Consider the following 17,563-nt stretch of genomic DNA (forward strand, 5'->3'; position numbering starts at 1 on the left):
CCGCGCCGCGCGTTGGTGGTCCAAGGAAAGACGCCCCACTTCCTGTGGGGAGATGCAGGTGCAAGGCCTGCCCGGCGCTCGAACAGACCCCGTCCCGGACGATCCGGGGCGGGGTTCTTCGTGTGCGGCGGGCGTCGCCGCACCGCCCGACGGCCGCGGGCAGGTGATTCGGCCAGCGCCGCCGGCCCGCCCCCGTTACTGTCGACGCCATGGCCGGTGATCGCCGAGGGTGGCGCGCATGTGTGCTCGGCGGGGCGGTGTTCGCCGTGTGCATGGCCGGCACCACGCTGCCGACTCCGCTGTACGGCCTCTACCAGGAGAAGTTCGGGTTCTCCGAGCTGACGGTCACCGTCGTCTACGCCGTCTACGCCTTCGGGGTCATCGGTGTGCTGCTGCTGGCGGGCAACGCCTCCGATGCCGTGGGCCGGCGTCCCGTGCTGCTGTGGGGCCTGGGATTCGCGGCGGCGAGCGCCGTCTGCTTCCTCGCCGCCACCGGACTCGGCTACCTCTACGCGGGGCGGCTGCTGTCCGGGCTGTCCGCCGGTCTGTTCACCGGGGCCGCCACGGTCTACGTGATGGAACTGGCCCCGGACGGTGGAGCCTCCCGGGCGACGTTCGTGGCGACGGCCGCCAACATGGGCGGACTGGGCTGCGGTCCGCTGCTCGCCGGAGTCCTCGCACAGTACGCGGCCCGGCCGCTGTACCTGCCGTTCGTCGTGCACCTCGCCCTGGTCGCCTGCTCCGCCGCGGTCCTGCTCCGGCTCCCGGAGACCGTCGGGGAGCGACGGCCGCTGCGTACGGTACGACCGCAACGGCCCGGCGTTCCCGCGCAGGTAAGGCCGGTGTTCGGTCCGGCGGCCACCGCCTCCTTCGTGGGGTTCGCCCTGTTCGGGGTGTTCACCTCGGTCAGCCCGGCCTTCCTCGCCGAGTCCCTGGACGTACGCGACCACGCGGTCAGCGGGCTGGTCGTGGCGCTCGCCTTCTTCGCCTCGACGGCCGGACAACTCGCCGCCGGCCGGGTCGGGGTGGGCCGGTCGCTGCCCCTGGGCTGCGCGGGTCTTCTCATCGGTCTCGCGCTGCTGGCGGGCGCCCTGCGCTGGGAGCTGCTGGCGCTGGTGGTGCTGAGCGCGGTCGTCGGCGGATTCGGGCAGGGCCTGGCGTTCCGCGGGGCGCTGTCGGCGGTGGCCGAGGCGTCTCCCGCGGACCGGCGCGCGGCCGTGGTCTCGACCCTGTTCGTGGTGGCGTACGCGGGCATCTCGGTGCCGGTGATCGGTGTGGGGGTGCTGTCGGGTCCGATCGGGCTGGAGGGCGCCGGCCTGGTGTTCATCGCGTGCATGGCCGTGCTGGTGTCGACGGCGGGTGTCTATCTGCTCAGACGACCGGTCCCGGCCCGGACCTGAGCGCACGGCGGACGGGACCGGACGGCGGAACGGCTCCGGCGACCGGGATCGTGTGTGCCGTCGGCTCCGCCGCCGCCCGGGTCGGGTTCCTCGGGTTCCTCGGGTTCCTCGGGTTCCTCGGGTTCCTCGGGTTCCTCGGGTTCCTCGGGTCCCTCGGGTTCCGAATGGCCCGATCGGCCCCGCGCGGGCACCCTGGAGAGATGAAGCCCGAGGCACCCGCCACGGCAGGGGGTGCGGTCGCCGGATTCCTCGGGAATCCCGTCGTCGGCATGGCGCCGTGGATCGTCTTCTCGCTGCTGGTCGGACCCGGCAGGTTCGAGATCGCGGTCGTGCTCGCCCTGGCGGCGACGGTCGTCCTGGTCGCGGCCGGCCGGATCGTGAACCGGGGCAGCTCCTGGAAGCTGCTGGAGCTCGCCGACATCGCCTTCTTCACCGCCCTGGCCGTCGTCGGCGCCCTCGCGAGCGACGGCACCCAGCGCTGGCTGGAGACGTACGCCGGCGAGGTCTCCAACATCGCCCTCTGCCTGATCGCCTTCGGGTCCATGGCCTTCGGGACGCCGTTCACCCTCCAGTACGCGCGCGAGCAGGTGGACCCGGAGTACTGGCACACGCCCACGTTCCTGCGCACCAACTACCTCATCACCGGGGCATGGGGACTGGCGTTCCTGGTCGCCGCGGTCGCGGGCGCCTACGGCGACCTGGTCCTGCACGATCCGAACAACCTCTGGACCGGATGGATCATCCAGATCCTGGCCATCGTGGCGGCCCTGCGCTTCACCGCCTGGTACCCGGACGTCGCACGGGCCCGCGCCCGGCGCGCGGCGGGCCTTCCGGGGCCGGAGCCGCCGCGGCTGAGCGGGATGTTCCTGCCCCTGGCAGGGCTGCTGGTGCCGATCGGGATCGCGGTCCTGGTCTTCGACGACGTGTGGTGGCTGGGCGTGGCACTGATCGTGGCCGGCGTCCTGCTCACGAAGGCCCTGACCGCACGCGGCGCCGCGTGACGAGGGCCGGTTCGCCCGCGGGGTGTTGTCAGTGGTGCCTTCTAGTCTGCGTTCATGACCACCATGGAGTCCGGAGGCTGTTCGGACGAGATCCTCGCGGAGTGCCTCGCGTCGATCGACGAGCTGCTCGCCCGGCCGTTCCCCCCGACGTGCCACGACGACGCCATCGAGAGCGGCGGCCCCGGCCATCATGTGCGCGTGCTGCGGGCCAGCCACGACTTCTGGGAGGACATCGGAGGCGAGGCCTGGCACCAGGCGGACGCGGAGCTGCGGGCCTGCCTCGACGCGTTGGGCGCGCAGTTCACCACACGCTGGGGCGATCCGTTCGAGGTCGACCTGTGGTCGTACCTGATAGCCGGCCACGAGGGGGCGGAGGTGCCCGATCCGCTCGACCTGCTCAGCCAGCTGGCCGTGAGCCTGCGGGTCTGGCCGCTCGAGGACCGCGGCCGCTGGCTCGGACTCACCGTCGGACAGGCGGACACGGAACTGCCGCTCGAACTGCTGGCGGTGGTCGGCCGTACCCCCGTGCCCGCGCCGAGCGTGCCCGCAGCGGGCGCCTGACCGGAGCCGGACGGCCGTCGCCGCCCTCGGTGGCAGGGCGCACCGGGAGTCCGGCCGGGGCGTCGCGCGTGGCGGGCGCGCGCCCCGGCCGGCGCGGTCAGGACAGGTCCGTCTGGAGGTAGGGGACCAGCCGGACCGGGCCGCTCAGGCCGTGGTCCTGGCGGGCGACGGCGCCGAACACCGAGGGCTGGGCCACCCGGAGACGGTTGATCAGCGGCGTCGCGACCTCCACCTCGATCCGGTTGGCGCCGGGGCGCAGCAGACCGGGGCCGAGGTCGACGACCGGGTTGAGCCTGCTGACGGCCGGCAGCCGGGTGCCGTTGACGGTGACCCGGCAGGTGTCGCTGACCTGCCCCAGCTCCAGTCGGGCACCGTGCGCGGAGCTCCAGCCCGCGGGCAGCTCGACCGTGGTGCCGTAGTGGCCGACGCCCGCGCTGTCGGCGAGTTCGGGGATCTTCGACCACGGCAGGAGCGCGTCGAGGGTGACCGAGACGTCGACGACCTCGGTGCGGGTCGCGGTGGAGCCGGGACGCCAGTCCTCGACGTCCAGCCGCCACCGGGCGGGGACGACGACGTCCGGCAGGGACGGGACCGTCGTGGTGAAGGTCCGGCCCCGGTCCGGCCGGGTGGTGTAGGTGCCGGCCGAGGTCGCCCGTACGGCCAGACCCTTCTCGGTGAACAGGACGCTGTCGGCGTCGGTGGCGACGACGTGCGGCCGGGCGCCGTGCCGGTCGCCGAAGAGGCCCGGACGGCCCAGCGCGATGATCGTCGACTCACCCGGCTGGAGCTTGATCCGTACGGTGAAGTCGTCGCCGTCGCGCGTGTACCGGGCGAGCCGGACGGCGTCCCCCGTCCAGGGGTCGAGGAGGTAGGGGACGGTCTCGCCCTGGCCGTCGCGGCGCAGGGTGACCTCGTGGTCGATGGCGGCGACGGCCGGCTTGACCGTCTCGGCGTGCTTGCCGTTGCAGAAGTAGTAGTAGTCCGCCTCCGCCGTCGAGCGACGGCCGTTCAGCAGGGTGGAGGCGGTGGCGTAGCGGGCGTCGGGGGTGACGCCGAGCTCGGCCAGGGCGTTCCCGACGAGCGCCTTGTCGGTGACGCGTACGACGTTCGGCAGGGCGAGCAGCCGGTCGAGGGTGGACCGCAGCCGGTCCGTCTCCCCGTCGGCCGGGACGTCCGGGGTCAGGCCCTGGTCGAACGCGCCGAGCAGGACGACCGGCAGTCCGGCCCGGGCCAGCTCGAGGATCTTGCCCGCGTCGTCGACGGACAGGGTGGGCGTGGAGCCGTAGAAGAAGTCGCCCTCGACGAACAGGGCCTTGTAGGCGGGGCCGTCGGGTGCCAGCCGGCCCTTCCTGACGGTGGCGGTGGGCAGGTCGAGCAGCGGGCTGCTGAGGAACTGGTGGGTCCAGCCGAGCGTGATGCCGGTCGCGGTGAACCAGGACGCGCCGATCCCGGTGGCGGTGTACCCCGTCTGCCGGAAGACGGCCACGTCGGCGCCGGCGGTGCCGGTCTGCATGACGCGGTGCACACGGCCGAGGTAGCCGGAGATGTCCGCGATGTGCGTCCAGGTGGGCTGGCGGGGGCCCCACGACTCGCTGTAGCCGGCCGCGCCGTTGTACGGGCTGAAGGCGGCGAAGCCGGGCCAGGCCACCCCGGGCGCGGTGGCGTAGGAGAAGCCGTGCAGGTTCGTCTGGTTGACGCCGGCCGCGTACGCGCCGCCCATGGTGCGCAGGAACCGGTCCCAGGTGGTGCTGTACGCGGAGCCGGTGTACGCGCCCGCCTCGCAGGACAGCTCGGTGTGGCCGGCCATGTCCCGGCCGCCCGCCAGGCAGCGGTAGTCGTCGAGGTTCTTGAAGCCGAGGGACTCCCCCTCGGGGATGTCGAGCAGGGCCGCCGAGGCGATCGCGTCCGTCTGCAGGCCGTACGGCTGGGAGCGCAGCCCCATGCCGAGCGAGTGCGCCCAGTCCCGCAGGGCGGTGATGTGGTGACGGTTGAACAGTTCGGAGACGGTTCCCCAGAAGCCGTGCCGGATCTGCCGGGTCACCTGGGCCTCGAACGCGAAGACCTGGTTGCTCTTGTCCAGCACGAGCGCGGGCAGGCAGGGCAGCAGCGGTCGTCCGGTCTGCTCCTCGAAGGCCTCCGGGAGCCGGGTCGTCCAGACCAGTCCGTCGGTCTCCATCTCCACGGAGTCCTCGAAGAAGGTCCTGCCCGCGGCCCGCAGCAGCCGGCGCAGTTCGGACGTCAGGATCTTCTGGTCCCAGTGGTCCGTCACGGCTCGGGTGCCCGCGGCGCTGAAGTGGTCGACGACGTACGCGGCCGGGGAGGTGTGCGGCCCCGACTCGGGCTGCTGGGCCGAACCGCGCTGCCAGTACGAGATCAGCTCCCAGGCGCCGTCCGTCGGCGCGGTCCAGGACAGTGTGCCGTCGGTGACCAGCGCGGTCAGGTCCCGGACGCTGTCCAGGTCGAGGCCGGTCTCCTTGCGGGTGGAGTTCGCGGTGTTCACCCGGGCGGCCTGGACGGCCACGAGCCGCTGCCGGGCGACCCCGCTCCCGGCCGGGCGCACGGACGCGGGCGCCGGGCCTTGATACGTTTCACCGGCGGCCAACGAGACGCGTCCGTAAGCGAGTTCCTGCGCGGCCGCCTCGTCGTCGGGGACGACACCGGGGACCGCGACGGGCCAACTCGGGCCGAGCGTAAGGTCGATGGTCACCCCGCGCCGGGCGGCTCTGCCCAGGGCCGCGGCCACGCCCTCCTGCCAGGGCTTGCTCCCCCAGCCGTGGTACGCGGTGTCGAGCACCGACTTGTCCTTGATGCTGTGGTGGACGCCGGCGATCTCCATGCCGCCGAAACCGGCGTCGGCGATCTGGTCGATCTCGCGGGCGACCTCGTCCGGGTCCACCAGCCCGTCCGGCCACCACCAGCGGAACCTGGGACGCACGGAACGCGGGGGATTCGCGAACCAGTCGGCGTCCGGGGCCGGTCCCGAGGCCGCCGTCGCCACGGCGGCCGGGAGGGCGACCGCCACGCCCGGCAGCGCGCTCAGGACCGTCGCTCCGATGCCTGCCGCGAGGGCCACACGCCGGGAAATTCCGCCGGGACGCGGCGTCTCTTCAATCATGGTGCGCCTCAAAGCTGGAGGAAGAATGGGGAATCAAACGACTGAATCGTTTCAATTCAGGTCGACGCGGGAACGCTAAGCCTGTACTTCGTCGAAGGTCAAGACATCGGCAACGGTCGGTTGAGCGTGGGGACCGGGGGAGGGTGTCACCGGACCGGCCTTCGGACGGGTCGTCAGGCCGGCTGCCGGGCGGGTCGTCGGGCGGCCCGCGAGCGCGGGCGGGCACCGGAGCCGGACTGTGGATAGTGTGCCGGGCATGTCCGCACAAGTCCCCGCCGCGCCCCCGGCCGCCGTTCCCCGCAGGGCCCGTGAACTCGGCATCGTCGTGGGCGATCTGCCGACCGGGCGGTACAACGCGCTGACGGACGTGCCCGGCGTCCGCGTCGGGCACACCACGTTGGTGGAGCCGCCCCGGGTGCACAGCGGTGTCACGGCGATCGTGCCCGACGGTGTGAGCCCCGAACGACCGTTGCCCGCCGGGATGTTCGCGGGCAACGGCTACGGAAAGCTGCTGGGCACGACGCAGATCGCCGAACTCGGCGCGATCGAGACCCCGTTGCTGCTCACCTCGACCCTGTCCGCCTTCCGGGTCGCGGACGCCCTGGTGGGCTGGATGCTGGAGCGGCCCGAGGGTGCGGGCGTACGGAGCCTGAACCCGGTGGTGGGGGAGTGCAACGACGGACTCCTGTCCGACGTCCGGTCGCGTCCGGTGCGCGAGGAGCACGTCCGGGCCGCGCTGGACGGCGCGTCGGGCGGACCGGTCGCCGAGGGGTGCGTGGGGGCGGGCACCGGGTTGACCGCCCTCGGCTTCAAGGCGGGCATCGGCACCTCGTCACGGCGGGTGCGGCCGGCCGGTCACGAGGCGGTTCTCGGGGTCCTCGTGCAGGCCAACTTCGGTGGCACGCTGCGGGTCCTGGGGCGTGCCGTCACCCCCGCCGACGTCGGAATCCCCGCCGTGGACCCCGGCCCCCAGGACGGCTCCTGCATGGTCGTGGTCGCCACCGACGCGCCCCTGGACGCCCGGCAGTTGACCCGGCTGGCCCGCCGCGCCGTCTTCGCGCTCGCCAAGGTGGGAGCCTCGTACGGTCATGGCAGCGGCGACTACGGTCTCGCCTTCGGCACCCGCCCCCTGGGCGCGCCCGCCGGGCCCGCCGTGCTGTCCGACGGCGACCTGGACCCGCTGTTCGCCGCCGTCCTCGACGCCGTGGAGGAAGCCGTCCTCGACTCGCTGCTGACCGCCACCACGACCACGGGCCCGTACGGGGACACCCGTCACCCGTTGCCCGCGGCTCCGTTGCTCGCCCTGCTGGGGTCGGCGGCCGGGTGAAGGTCGAGGAGCTGGCGGGTGTGGCCGGGCACGTGGTTCTCGGCGAGGCCGTCGATCAGGCCCGCCAGCGGCACCGGCTGGTCCAGCACGAGGGTGTCGCCGGACATGAGGAAGGCGGGCACCAGCACCGAGGCGGCCCCGGCGTCGAGCCGGTCGGCGATGTCGCACAGCAGCCCCGCCTGGCTGCGGACGTGGTCGATGAGGTCCTTCCGGTCGGCGTGCTCGGCGATGATCCGGTCGAGGTTCCAGGTGTCGAGGCAGACCCGGTTGTCGAAGACGGGCCGCGCGCCCGCGACGACGCCCAGGGCGAGCGCCGCGACCGAGGCGTCGACGCTGAGGAGATGGGCCAGGATCCGGTCGGCGTTCCAGCCGCCGTCCGCCGCCTCGCCGAGGCCGGGCCCGGCTGCCACGTCGAGCAGCCGATCGTAGGCGTCGCGCAGTGCTGTCGTGTCCACGGGATCAGTTCCCTTCGGTCGGGCCGGGACGGCTCTGTTCCTGTTCGGCGGCCTCGGCGACCTCGGCCGCCTCGGCGACGTCCTTGATGGCGGCCAGCCGCCGGTCCCAGTCGGCCGCGAGCGAGGCCATCCACCGTGCCGTCGTGTCCAGCGCGTCGGGTCGTACCGCGTAGCGCACCTCGCGTCCGACCCGGCCGCCGCGCACCAGCCCGGCGGCGTCCAGTACGGCGAGGTGCTTGACCACGGCCTGCCGCGAGACGGGAAGGTGCTCGGCGAGCGAGGTGGCGGTGGCCTGGCCCCGGGCGGCGAGCAGTTCGAGCAGCCGGCGCCGGGTCGGGTCGGCCAGTGCGGCGAGGACGCCGTCGACGGTGTCCTGGGTGCCGTCGGCGCCGGGACGCTCCGGTGTCACGCGGAGGAGGGCTGTTCGGCGCGCGTCTTCAGCGCGTCGAGCTCCACCGGCCAGCCCGCGGTGTGGTCCTTGAGGTTCTGGGCGCGTAGTTCCTCGGACCCGGCCAGGGACGCGAAGCCGCTCTCGACGACACGCAGCCGCGTCCCGTCGCCCTCCGGGGTGAGGGTGAACTCCACCAGGGTGCTGTTGTCGTCGCGCAGCTCCTCGCCGGGAAAGGCGCTGGTCCAGCGGTACGCCAGGTACGTCGGCGGCTCCATCTTCTCCACCCGTACCGGGAAGTCGCCGTGCTCGGGGTTCTTCGCCACCATCGACTCACCCTCCTTGGCCACGGTGCCGGGCAGGCTCGCCTTGTCGGCCACCCAGAAGCCGGGCTGGGCCACCAGCGACCAGACGCGCTCCAGGGGCGCGGAGATCAGGGTCTCGCGTTCGATCCGGTCCTCGCTCATGAGGGACTCCTCTGTCGTCACCGTCCATGCGTGCAACTCCAGAGTTGCACATGGATTCTGGAGGTGCAACCGGAGGGTTGCGTCTGGCGCGGGGTGACTGGCGGAGGGCGGCGGACGGCCCGCGGGCGCATTCACCGCCGGGTTCGGGGAACACGCGGGACGCGGGCTCGACGCGGGCGCAGCCGCCGATAGCCGGCGGAACCATCGAAGAGGGAGTCACAGTGACCACATACGTCATCACCGTCCCCGGCACCTTCCTGCGAACGGTCCCCCACGGCGTGCGCTCGGGCATCGAGCGCAGGCTGCGGCCCCGCGACCCCAGGAACACGGATCTGGGGGAGAACGAGGAGCTGAGCCTGCTGACGGTGGACGAGGGCGGCATGTTCGCCGCCCGGCTCGAGGTCGACGCCGCCGACAGCGCGGGCGCCGAGGCCGAGGCGGTGCGGGTGGTCGCCCGGGCCCTGCGGGACAGCGGCCTGGCCGAGGAGGACGCGCCGCTGGGCGAGGCGATCGTGACGGGCATCGACAGCGGACTGTGAGACGCCCGGCCGTCGGGGCCGGGGCCACCTACCTCGGAGCGCGGCCGTCCGGTTCTCCGTCCGTCAGGCGCACTCGTACGTGAAGTGCGTCGTGGCCGACGGGCCCCGGCCCGACCCGCCGCCGGGGGAGAGGACCCGGAGTTCCGCCGCCGCCCGGTAGGCGCCGGGCCCCTGGAACGACCAGCGCAGCCGCACCCGCGCGCGGTCCTGCCCCGAGGACACCGCCTCGTGCAGGACGTCCGAGCTCGTGCCGTCGTTGCGTATCCAGCGGTAGGACAGGGTGCCCGGCCGCCCGTCGGTGGTGATCACACCCACGATGTCCATGGTCCCGTCGCACCCGACGGTCGACGTGCGGGTGGTGACGCTCACCCGTTCGGGCGTCACCTCCGGTCCCGAACGCTGCCAGGCCAGGAACGCGATCGCCGCGATCAGCACCAGCGCGGGCAGGGCATGGCGGCGCGGGTCCCGTCCCGCCCGGGCAGGGGCCGGCTCGACGACCGGCAGGGTCGGGGAGGAGCCGGAGGAGCGCCGGGCCGTCGCGAGGGTCACGCCCGGGCCGAAGCGCAGGACCGTGCCCTCCACGCGATCGGGAGCCGTCCCGTGCGCGGGCGTGGTCGGGACGGTCGCGTCGTCGAGGAGCGTGCCGTCCGCCGCGGGTCGCTGGATCCAGTGGCTGCCCAGTTCGGTCGCGCTGTACTCGGCCGGTGCGCCCGGTCCGCCGCGCGTGTCCTGCCGCCCCGGCACGCCCGGTCGGCCCGGCACGCCCGGTCGCCCCGGCACGCCCGGTGGGCCGGGTGGCTTCGGCACGCCGCCCGTGCCGTGAACGGCGGCGGTGGACGGGGTCTCGGAGTGCGCGGGCCGAGTGCGCTCGTCGTCCGGAGTCATCGCAGGCTGCACCCTCTCGTCAGAAGCTGCTGCGTGGCGCCGCCGTCGGCGGACGCGGGCTTGGTGGTGGCCTGTACGGCCCAGTAGCAGCCGCCGCCCTGGAACGTGTGGTCGACGGCGATCGTGTACTGCGTCGCGCCGCTGCGCTCGAACGCCTGGGACGCGCCGTCCGGGGTGCCGAGCTGACCGCTCGTGGCGCCGGTGTACCAGGAGACGACGAGGGTCAGGGGCCCGGTGCCGTCCGTGGTGACGGTGACCGTGGCCGTGCCCGTGGTGGGACCCGTCTGCCGGAATCCGGAGAGGGTGACGGCCTTCACGGCCGGTGCGGCGGGCGCCGTGGGCGAGGCGGGAGCGCTGGGGGTGGCGGACACCGTGGGCGGCGCGGCCGTCGGCGTGGCCGTGGGCGTCGCCGGGCCGGTCGGCGGGTCCACCGATGCCGGACTCGAAGCGGGCGGCGCCGACGGAGCGCCGGGGGCCGTGGTCCCGCTCCCCGACGGTGAGGGGCCGGGCGACCCGGAAGGGGCGGCCGACCCGGACGGGTCGGCCGACGCGCCGGTGGCGGGCGTCGTTCCGGGCCCCGCTCCTGGCCCCGCACTGGTCGTGGCCAGGGCTTCGTCGGCCCGCTCGCCCGCCGGAGCGCCGCCGAACGGTACGCCGCGGGCCAGCAGGACGAGCAGGAGCGCGACGACGGCGGACACCAGGACGCCCGGGAGCGTGGGCCGCCACGCGTGTCCTCGTCCGGTGCCGAGGCCCGGTGCCCGCAACCAGCTCCGCCGCAGGACGGTGCGGGCGGTGTCCGTGGTGGACAGCCGGGCGGTACGGGCCGGCGGACGCAGCAGTGTCAGCAGGGCAGCCAGTGCCGCGAGCCGGCTGCGGCCGCGCTCCTCCCAGTCCGGGCCGTAGCCGTGGACGGCGGCCGTCTCCAGTTCGCCGACGAAGGCCTCGGCGTCCGCGGGCCGCTGCGCGGCCGACTTGGCCAGGCCCTGACGGACCAGGGACCGTACGGACTCGGGTACCTCGTCGAAGGGGACGGGCGCGTCGAGGTGGCGCAGCGCGAGTTCGGCGAGGTTGTCGCCCGCGTACGGCTTGCGGCCCGTGAGGCATTCGAAGAAGGTCGCCGTGGCCGCGTACACGTCACCGGCGGGGGAGGCGGGGGCGCCGGTCCACTGTTCCGGAGCCATGTAGGACGGCGTCCCGGCCACACCCGCGCTCTCGCCCGTGCTCACCGCGATGCCGAAGTCGACCAGCTTCGACGTGCCGTCCGGCAGGACCAGGACGTTCTCCGGCTTGTAGTCGCGATGGACCACGCCGATCCGGTGCGCGTCGGCCAGGCCGAGCAGCGAGCCCTTGAGGACGACGAGCGCGGCCTCGGGCGTGAGCGGCCCCTCCCGCTTGAGCAGGGCTCGCAGGGAGACCCCGTCCACCAGTTCCATCACGATGGCGGCACCGTCGGGGCTCTCGACGTACTCGTAAAGCCCGGTGACGTACGGGCTGTCCAGGCCGGCCAGCAGCCGGGCCTCCGCCCGGAAGCCGCTGACGAAGCCGGGGCGCGTGTACAGCGACTCGCTGAGGTACTTCACCGCGACCGCGATGCCCGTTTCATGGTGCACGGCCAAGACGACCCGGCCGCTGGCACCGGAGCCGAGCTCCAGCGACTCGGTATATCCGGGAACCGTCCATGCGCTCATCCGTATCCCCCCAGGACCCGTCGTGGTCCCGGCGCATCACCGCTTCGGATGCCTCCGGCCACGGGATGACAGACATCCCTGCGGCCGCCGCGGTTGCGGCGCAGCTGTGTGTGTCGCGCACGTATCGGCGGTGCCGCCGGGACGGGATACGGCGGGGCGGGCGCCCGGAGCCCGCCCCGCCGCCGCCTGGTTCCGGCCGCCTCGGGTCCCGGACGCCCTCGTTCCGGCCGCGCTCAGTTCGACAGCAGCGCCGAGAGCTGGGGGGAGTACGTCGCGTGCAGGACCAGCGCGGCGCTGCCCACGACCGCGGCGTCCGTGCCGAGCGGGGAGGCGGCGACCTCCACCGTGCGGATGTGCCGGGCCAGCGGTCTGCTCGCCAGCGCCGAGGCGACGATGTCCAGGTAGCGCGACTCCACGTGCTGGATGCCGTGACCGCCCAGGATGATCAGATCCACGTCGATGAAGTTGGCGATGGTGACAGCGACCGTGGCGACGTGTCCCGCGGCCTCGTCGACGACCGCCGTCGCGACGGGGTCGCCGGCCCCCGCCGCGAGCTGGATCGCCGCGTGGTCGACGGAAGCCGGATCCCGTTCGAACGATTGCGAGAGCGTACTGTCGGCGCGGGGCCCGGCGGCGAGCCGACGGTGTACCTCGGCGACGATCGCGGAGGGGTTGACCAGGCGCTCCAGACAGCCCCGGTTGCCGCAGTAGCACTCCGGCCCGTCGGTCAGCACGGAGGAGTGCCCGAACTCGCCCGCGTTGAACGAGCCTCCCCTGTACACCTGGTGATTGAGGATCAGACCGCCGCCGATGCCGGTGCCGAGGTAGAGGTAGGCGAAGTTCGCCACGCCCTTGCCGAGGCCGGACCAGCGTTCGCCGATCGCCGCTGCGGTGGCGTCGTTGTCCAGCGTCACCGGCAGGCCGGTGGCCTCGCTCAGCATGCTTTGCAGGGGCACCCGGGTCCAGTGCACGAGCTGCGGGGGCGTGACGACCACGCCCAGCTCCTGGTCGATCGGCCCCGGTGTGGCAAGGCCCAGCCCGAGCACCTTCTCGCGGGGCACCTTCGCCTCGTCGAGCACGTCGGCGACCAGTTCGGCCATGGCCGACACGACGTGCGCCGGGTCGGTGCGGGCGGGGGTGGGACGCCGCTGGACGACCAGCGGGCGGCCCAGCAGGTCGACCACGGCACAGGTGAGCTCGACCGGGTCGAAGGCGAGTCCGACGGCGCTGCCCGCGTCGGCGTTGACCCGCAGGGTGGTGCGGGGTTTGCCGCCGCTGGCGACGCGGCTGGCTCCGTCCTCCCGCACGATCCCCTCGTCGAGCAGTCGGCGCACGATGCCGGAGACCGTCTGCGGGGTGAGGCCGGTCTGCTGGGCGATCTCGACCCGGCTGATGCCGTCCGCGAGCTGGATCTGGTCGAGGACCACCGCTCTGTTGTATCGCCCGACCTTGGGGAGGTTTGTTCCTGCTTGCCGCACGCATCGTCCTCTCATGTTCCAGCTCGTCGACGATACCGCCGCCGGGGCGTTGACTTAGTAAAACAAATGGATTTAAAGTCCGGTCCCGCAGACGAAACACGCAGGACCTGGAGGCACGAGGCAGTGCCATCGGAGGCAAGTTGATGTCCACGAAATGTCGCATCCCGCTACGCCGGGACCCGCGTGCTCGGCGCGGTCTCCGCGACGCGGGGCCCGGCTCATGACCCGGCCCCCGACCCTTCTCGAGATGCGGTCGATCACCAAGACGTTCCCGGGCGTGAGGGCTCTCGCGGACGTCAGCCTGGTGGTCGCCGAGGGCGAGATCCACGCGATCTGCGGCGAGAACGGCGCCGGCAAGTCCACCCTCATGAAGGTCCTCAGCGGCGTGCACCCGCACGGCAGCTACACGGGCGACATCGTCTACCGGGGCGAGGACGTCCAGTTCCACGACATCCGCGCCAGCGAGCAGGCCGGCATCGTCATCATCCACCAGGAACTGGCGCTGGTCCCCGGCATGTCGATCACCGAGAACCTGTTTCTCGGCAACGAACCGCGCAGGCGCGGCTCGATCGACTGGAAGACCGCGCAGCGCCGGGCCCTGGAGCTGATGGAGCAGGTCGGGCTGCACGAGGACCCGGACACGCTGATCAAGGACATCGGCGTCGGCAAGCAGCAACTCGTGGAGATAGCCAAGGCGTTCGCCAAGGACGTGAAGCTGCTCATCCTCGACGAGCCGACCGCGGCCCTCAACGAGGCGGACTCGCAGCATCTGCTGGACCTGCTGCGAGGCTTCCGGGAGCGGGGCATCACCTCGATCATCATCTCGCACAAGCTCAACGAGATCGAGGCGATCGCCGACACCATCACCATCCTGCGGGACGGCCGGACGATCGAGAGCCTGGACGTCCGGGCCGACGGCGTCAACGAGGACCGCATCGTGCGCGGCATGGTGGGCCGGGAGCTCAACAGCCGGTTCCCCGACCACACGCCCGACATCGGCGAGGTGTTCTTCGAGGTCCGCGACTGGACGGTGAAGCACCCGAGTTCGGAGGACCGGCTCGTGTGCAAGGGGTCCGGTTTCACCGTGCGACGCGGTGAGATCGTCGGCTTCGCCGGACTCATGGGCGCGGGCCGCACCGAACTCGCGATGAGCCTGTTCGGCCGCTCCTACGGCCACTACGTCTCCGGGCAGGTCTTCAAGGACGGCCGGGAGATCCAGCTGAAGTCGGTGCCGGACGCCATCAGGAACGGGCTCGCGTACGTCAGCGAGGACCGCAAGTCCATCGGCCTGAACCTGCTGGACGACATCAAGACCTCGATGGTGGCCGCCAAGCTGTCGAAGATCGCCCGCCGCCTGGTCGTCGACCCGGTGCGCGAGCACCGCGTCGCCGAGGAGTACCGCCAGAGCCTGCGGATCAAGACCCCGAGCGTGGACGAGGGCGTGGTGAAGCTCTCCGGCGGCAACCAGCAGAAGGTGGTCCTCGCGAAGTGGATGTTCACCGATCCCGACCTGCTGATCCTCGACGAGCCGACCCGCGGGATCGACGTGGGCGCCAAGTACGAGATCTACGGGATCATCCAGCGCCTGGTCGACCAGGGCAAGGGCGTCATCGTCATCTCCTCGGAGCTGCCCGAGCTCATCGGACTGTGCGACCGCATCTACACGGTGTTCGAAGGCGCCATCACCGGTGAGGTGACCCGGCAGGACGCGAACCCGGAACTCCTGATGAAGAAGATGACCTCTCTCACGAAGACAGCGACCCCATGAGCCGCATCACAGACCTGCAGAAGAACCTCTTCGGAGGTACGACCTCCAACGCCCGGCAGTTCGGCATGATCTCCACGCTCGTGGCGATCGTCCTGCTGTTCCAGATCTGGACCGGCGGGCTGACCCTGACCTCCGGCAACCTCATCGCCGTGGTCAGCCAGTACTCCTACATCCTGATCCTGGCCATCGGCATGCTGATGGTGATCGTGGCCGGCCACATCGACCTCTCCGTGGGCTCGGTCGCCGCGTTCACCGGCATCGTGGTCGCCAAGGCGATGCAGGAGTACTCGATCCCCTGGCCCCTGGGCATCGTGCTCGGCCTGCTCGTCGGCGCGGTGATCGGCGCCTGGCAGGGATTCTGGGTCGCCTACGTGGGGGTGCCCGCGTTCATCGTCACCCTGGCCGGCATGCTGCTGTTCCGCGGCGGCAACCAGTACATCGGCAACGCCGACACCGTGCCCGTGCCGCTCGGCTTCCGGGACATCGGCGCCGGGTTCCTGCCCGAGGTCGGCCCGGACACCGGCTACAACAACCTGACCCTGCTGCTCGGCCTCCTCGCCTGCCTGGGCGTGGTGGCGCGGGAGTTCAAGGCGCGGCAGACCCGGCGCGAGATGAACGCCGACGCCGCTCCCCTGTGGGTGACCGGGATCCGGCTGGCGGTCATGCTGGGCGTCATCGTCTTCGCGACGCTGCGCTTCGCCGGCGGCCGCATCGGCACCAGCGTGCCGATCTCCGGCATCATCCTGATCGTCCTGGTGCTCGCCTACTCGTACTACACGCGCAACACCATCGGCGGCCGGCACATCTACGCCGTCGGCGGCAACTCCCGCGCGGCCGAGCTGTCCGGTGTGAAGCTCAAGCGGGTCAACTTCCTCGTCATGATGAACATGTCCGTGCTCGCCGCACTGGCAGGCATGATCTTCGTGGCGCGGTCCGCCGCCTCGGGACCGCAGGACGGACTGAGCTGGGAGCTCGACGCCATCGCGGCCGTCTTCATCGGCGGCGCGGCGGTCTCCGGCGGCCTCGGCACCATCAGCGGCTCCATCGTCGGTGGTCTCGTCATGGCCCTGCTCAACAACGGACTTCAGCTCGAGGGCGTCGGCTCCGACATGGTCCAGATCATCAAGGGCCTGGTCCTGCTGCTCGCCGTCGCGTTCGACGTCTACAGCAAGAAGCAGGGGCGCTTCTCGATCATCGGAGCGCTGGCCCGTCCCTTCCAGCGCGACCAGGCGGACACCCCCGCCGATCCGCCCAAGCCGGCCACCGACACGGACACCGACACCGACAAGGCACAGGTCGCAGGCTGAACGCCGGGTCCGCACCGCCTACGCCGTCTCCCACGGCGTTCCACTCACCCCGTACCACCGCAAGAAAGGCTCATCCCACCATGCGCAGAGGCATCATCAGAGGCATCGCCGCCATCGGCGCCGTCGCACTGCTCGGCCTGGGCACCGCGTGCTCCAACGAGCGTGAGGGCTCCAGCTCGGACAAGGGCGCCGCCAAGGGCTTCGCGAAGGACTCCCTCGTCGGGGTCGCGCTGCCCGCGAAGACCTCGGAGAACTGGGTGCTCGCCGGTGACCTGTTCACCAACGGCCTCAAGGACGCCGGCTTCAAGGCCGACGTGCAGTACGCGGGTGCCTCGACCACGGTCGCCGACCAGCAGGCGCAGATCTCCTCGATGGTCACCAAGGGCGCGAAGGTCATCGTGATCGGCGCGACCGACGCCTCGCAGCTCTCCACCCAGGTGGCCGCCGCCAAGCAGGCGGGCGCGACCGTCATCGCCTACGACCGCCTCATCACCAACACGCCCGACCTCGACTACTACATCGCGTTCGACAACTTCAAGGTCGGCCAGCTCCAGGGCCAGGCCCTGATCGACGGCATGAAGGCGAAGAAGCCGAAGGGCCCCTGGACGATCGAGCTGTTCTCCGGTTCGCCGGACGACAACAACTCCAAGGTGTTCTTCGACGGCGCGATGCAGGTGCTGCAGCCCCTGATCGACAAGGGTGACATCGTTGTCGGCTCGGGCCAGAAGGACATCAAGCAGACCGCGATCCAGGGCTGGAAGGCGGAGAACGCCCAGTCGCGCATGGACGGGCTGCTGACCTCGACCTACGGTTCCAAGAAGCTGGACGGCGTCCTGTCGCCGAACGACACCCTCGCCCGCGCGATCATCACCTCGGTCAAGGGCGCCGGCAAGCCGGTCCCGGTCGTCACCGGCCAGGACTCCGAGGTCGAGTCGGTCAAGTCCATCATGGCCGGTGAGCAGTACTCGACCATCAACAAGGACACCCGCAAGCTCGTCGCCGAGACCATCAACATGGTCAAGTCCCTCCAGAAGGGCGACAAGCCGCAGATCAACGACACCAAGTCGTACAACAACGGCTCCAAGGTCATCCCGTCGTACCTCCTCCCGCCGGTCATCGTGACCAAGGAGAACGCGGCCGAGGCCTACGCCAACGACCCCAAGCTGTCCCCTCTCACCAAGTAG

15 protein-coding genes are annotated in these 17,563 nt (G+C 71.9%); 8 read left to right on the plus strand and 7 right to left on the minus strand.

The window, feature by feature from the left end; translation table 11 throughout:
- Nucleotides 1–209: 209 nt before the first annotated feature.
- The 3 genes from ACWC24_RS12810 (at nt 210) to ACWC24_RS12820 (ending at nt 2,962) form a co-directional block, all read left to right on the plus strand.
- Nucleotides 210–1,400, plus strand: coding sequence for an MFS transporter (locus ACWC24_RS12810; protein WP_450662820.1), 1,191 nt, complete (start codon nt 210–212; stop codon nt 1,398–1,400).
- Nucleotides 1,401–1,600: 200 nt separating this feature from the next.
- Entirely contained in the window at nt 1,601–2,401 is an 801-nt protein-coding gene (locus ACWC24_RS12815; RefSeq protein ID WP_450662821.1) for a hypothetical protein, read from the plus strand.
- Nucleotides 2,402–2,455: 54 nt separating this feature from the next.
- Nucleotides 2,456–2,962 (plus strand): hypothetical protein, encoded by a 507-nt coding sequence (locus tag ACWC24_RS12820; RefSeq protein WP_450662822.1) that lies wholly within the window; start codon nt 2,456–2,458, stop codon nt 2,960–2,962.
- Nucleotides 2,963–3,059: 97 nt separating this feature from the next.
- Here ACWC24_RS12820 and ACWC24_RS12825 read toward each other — a convergent pair whose 3' ends face one another.
- Nucleotides 3,060–6,077, minus strand: coding sequence for a glycosyl hydrolase (locus ACWC24_RS12825; RefSeq protein ID WP_450662823.1), 3,018 nt, complete (start codon nt 6,075–6,077; stop codon nt 3,060–3,062).
- 256 nt (nt 6,078–6,333) lie between these two features.
- Between ACWC24_RS12825 and ACWC24_RS12830 the strand changes: the two genes are divergently transcribed.
- Nucleotides 6,334–7,404, plus strand: a complete 1,071-nt coding sequence (locus ACWC24_RS12830) for a P1 family peptidase (RefSeq protein ID WP_450662824.1) — start codon at nt 6,334–6,336, stop codon at nt 7,402–7,404.
- On the opposite strand, the gene ACWC24_RS12835 is transcribed toward ACWC24_RS12830, so the two are convergent.
- Genes ACWC24_RS12835 through ACWC24_RS12845 form a run of 3 tightly spaced genes read right to left on the minus strand, consistent with a single transcriptional unit; the run spans nt 7,350 to nt 8,714 of the window.
- On the minus strand, nt 7,350–7,859 hold the full coding sequence (locus ACWC24_RS12835; protein WP_450662825.1) for a hypothetical protein: 510 nt from the start codon (nt 7,857–7,859) through the stop codon (nt 7,350–7,352). The two genes, ACWC24_RS12830 and ACWC24_RS12835, sit on opposite strands and share 55 nt — an antisense overlap.
- Nucleotides 7,860–7,863: 4 nt before the next feature.
- Nucleotides 7,864–8,268: an ArsR/SmtB family transcription factor gene (locus tag ACWC24_RS12840; RefSeq protein WP_450662826.1), complete on the minus strand. Its 405-nt coding sequence runs from the start codon at nt 8,266–8,268 to the stop codon at nt 7,864–7,866.
- Nucleotides 8,265–8,714: an SRPBCC domain-containing protein gene (locus ACWC24_RS12845; protein WP_450662827.1), complete on the minus strand. Its 450-nt coding sequence runs from the start codon at nt 8,712–8,714 to the stop codon at nt 8,265–8,267. The genes ACWC24_RS12840 and ACWC24_RS12845 overlap by 4 nt, the downstream gene beginning before the upstream one ends.
- Nucleotides 8,715–8,935: 221 nt before the next feature.
- Here ACWC24_RS12845 and ACWC24_RS12850 point away from each other — a divergent pair, with 221 nt between their 5' ends.
- A complete protein-coding gene (locus tag ACWC24_RS12850; RefSeq protein ID WP_450662828.1) occupies nt 8,936–9,253 on the plus strand; it encodes a hypothetical protein in 318 nt (105 codons plus the stop codon).
- Nucleotides 9,254–9,316: 63 nt separating this feature from the next.
- Here the strand turns inward: ACWC24_RS12850 and ACWC24_RS12855 are convergent, their stop codons facing one another.
- From ACWC24_RS12855 to ACWC24_RS12865, 3 genes are all read right to left on the minus strand, one after another.
- The gene (locus ACWC24_RS12855; RefSeq protein ID WP_450662829.1) at nt 9,317–10,138 is read right to left on the minus strand and encodes a hypothetical protein; all 822 of its coding nucleotides are present in this window, start codon (nt 10,136–10,138) and stop codon (nt 9,317–9,319) included.
- Nucleotides 10,135–11,826 (minus strand): serine/threonine-protein kinase, encoded by a 1,692-nt coding sequence (locus ACWC24_RS12860; protein ID WP_450662830.1) that lies wholly within the window; start codon nt 11,824–11,826, stop codon nt 10,135–10,137. Before ACWC24_RS12860 ends, ACWC24_RS12855 begins: the two co-directional genes overlap by 4 nt.
- 233 nt (nt 11,827–12,059) lie before the next feature.
- Nucleotides 12,060–13,253, minus strand: a complete 1,194-nt coding sequence (locus tag ACWC24_RS12865; RefSeq protein ID WP_450662831.1) for an ROK family transcriptional regulator — start codon at nt 13,251–13,253, stop codon at nt 12,060–12,062.
- 271 nt (nt 13,254–13,524) lie between these two features.
- Between ACWC24_RS12865 and mmsA the strand changes: the two genes are divergently transcribed.
- The 3 genes from mmsA (at nt 13,525) to ACWC24_RS12880 (ending at nt 17,563) form a co-directional block, all read left to right on the plus strand.
- Complete coding sequence (gene mmsA, locus ACWC24_RS12870; protein ID WP_450662832.1) at nt 13,525–15,072, plus strand: multiple monosaccharide ABC transporter ATP-binding protein; 1,548 nt, start codon at nt 13,525–13,527, stop codon at nt 15,070–15,072.
- On the plus strand, nt 15,069–16,379 hold the full coding sequence (gene mmsB / locus ACWC24_RS12875; RefSeq protein WP_450662833.1) for a multiple monosaccharide ABC transporter permease: 1,311 nt from the start codon (nt 15,069–15,071) through the stop codon (nt 16,377–16,379). Before mmsA ends, mmsB begins: the two co-directional genes overlap by 4 nt.
- Before the next feature lie 80 nt (nt 16,380–16,459).
- The gene (locus ACWC24_RS12880) at nt 16,460–17,563 is read left to right on the plus strand and encodes a substrate-binding domain-containing protein (protein ID WP_450662834.1); all 1,104 of its coding nucleotides are present in this window, start codon (nt 16,460–16,462) and stop codon (nt 17,561–17,563) included.

Source organism: Streptomyces sp. NPDC001443, from assembly GCF_053597355.1.